This window comes from Rhizobacter sp. P2_H2, assembly GCF_056403375.1.
The window spans coordinates 1-1,067 of record NZ_JBFUFP010001456.1; the positions used below are offsets into that span (position 1 = coordinate 1).

Below are 1,067 nucleotides of genomic sequence, written 5' to 3' on the forward strand. Positions count from 1 at the left end.
CTGATGCTGACGCAGGGCGCCGGCTTCCAGGCCTCGCCGGTCGGGCTGTTCGCGATCGCGACGGCCTGCCTCACCTGGTCGATCGGCAGCGTGCTGAGCCAGCGCAGCCTGCCGCTGGCCCCGGGCGCGACCGGCTTCGCCAGCGAGATGATCTGCGGCGGCGTCGTGCTGCTGCTGCTGGCTGCCGTCACCGGCGAGCAGATGCAGTGGCCGCCGGAACCGAAGGCGGTGGGCGCCTGGTTCTACCTGGTGGTGTTCGGCTCGCTGATCGCGTTCAACGCCTACATGGTGCTGCTGTCGAAGGCCAGCGCCGGGCTGGCGTCGAGCTACACCTTCGTGAACCCGGTGATCGCGATGCTGCTGGGCGTCGCGGTAGCCGGCGAGACCGTCACGCACTATGAATGGGCCGCCGCCGGCGTGGTGCTCGCGGGCGTCGTGCTGCTGCTCTGGAAGAAGTCCCGCTAAGCCTGTGCTGCAGCGGCTTCGCGCCGCCACAGCGTGAAGCGCTTCAGCTCGCGCGTGCTGACGGCGTTCAGCAGCTGCGCCTGGTCGAGCGGCCCGAGGTTCTGGGCCATCGCATCGAGCAGTTTCGTCGGCACCGCCTGCGCGTTCGAGACGACCAGCGCCTCGGCGTCGCTGTCGGGCTGCGTCATCAGCACGAAGAACAGGTCTTCGCCGAGCGGGCCGTCTTCGGTCGTCAGCACGTCGACCTGCCGGATGTCGGACCAGGCCAGGCGGCGCGTCGACGGCTCCTGCGGGTCGCCGGGCAGGCCGCTGCGGTGCACCAGGCCCCACGGGCTCACGTCGAGCGTGTCGTAGCCCGGCACCGCCACCTGCCGGCGCTGCGAGCGCAGCAGCGGCGGCAGCAGGCTCAAGGCCAGCAACAGCGCCCCCGGCCACCAACGCGCCTGCCCGGCCCAGGCCACCGCCAGCCAGACCAGCGAGACCGCGAGGCAGGCCCGCCAGACCCAGCGCTCTGCCGGCGTCGGTGCCGGCGTGGGATTGACGGGGAGAACTTTGTTCATCGGCAGCAATATATCGTTGGTATGACAACGGCGGTATGACAT

Annotated in this window: 2 protein-coding genes; one reads left to right on the plus strand and one right to left on the minus strand. The window is 70.4% G+C overall.

The window, feature by feature from the left end; all coding sequences use genetic code 11:
• Positions 1-465, plus strand: a 465-nt coding sequence (locus AC1D15_RS33885) for an EamA family transporter (RefSeq protein WP_477829520.1), incomplete at its 5' end; no start/stop codon positions are given.
• On the opposite strand, the gene AC1D15_RS33890 is transcribed toward AC1D15_RS33885, so the two are convergent.
• Positions 462-1,025: a hypothetical protein gene (locus tag AC1D15_RS33890; protein WP_477829521.1), complete on the minus strand. Its 564-nt coding sequence runs from the start codon at positions 1,023-1,025 to the stop codon at positions 462-464. The two genes, AC1D15_RS33885 and AC1D15_RS33890, sit on opposite strands and share 4 nt — an antisense overlap.
• Positions 1,026-1,067: the final 42 nt, after the last annotated feature.

Excerpts from the sequence above, each read along its gene's own strand:
- AC1D15_RS33890 (WP_477829521.1), bottom strand. The coding sequence starts at position 1,025 with ATGAACAAAGTTCTCCCCGTCAATCCCACGCCGGCACCGACGCCGGCA.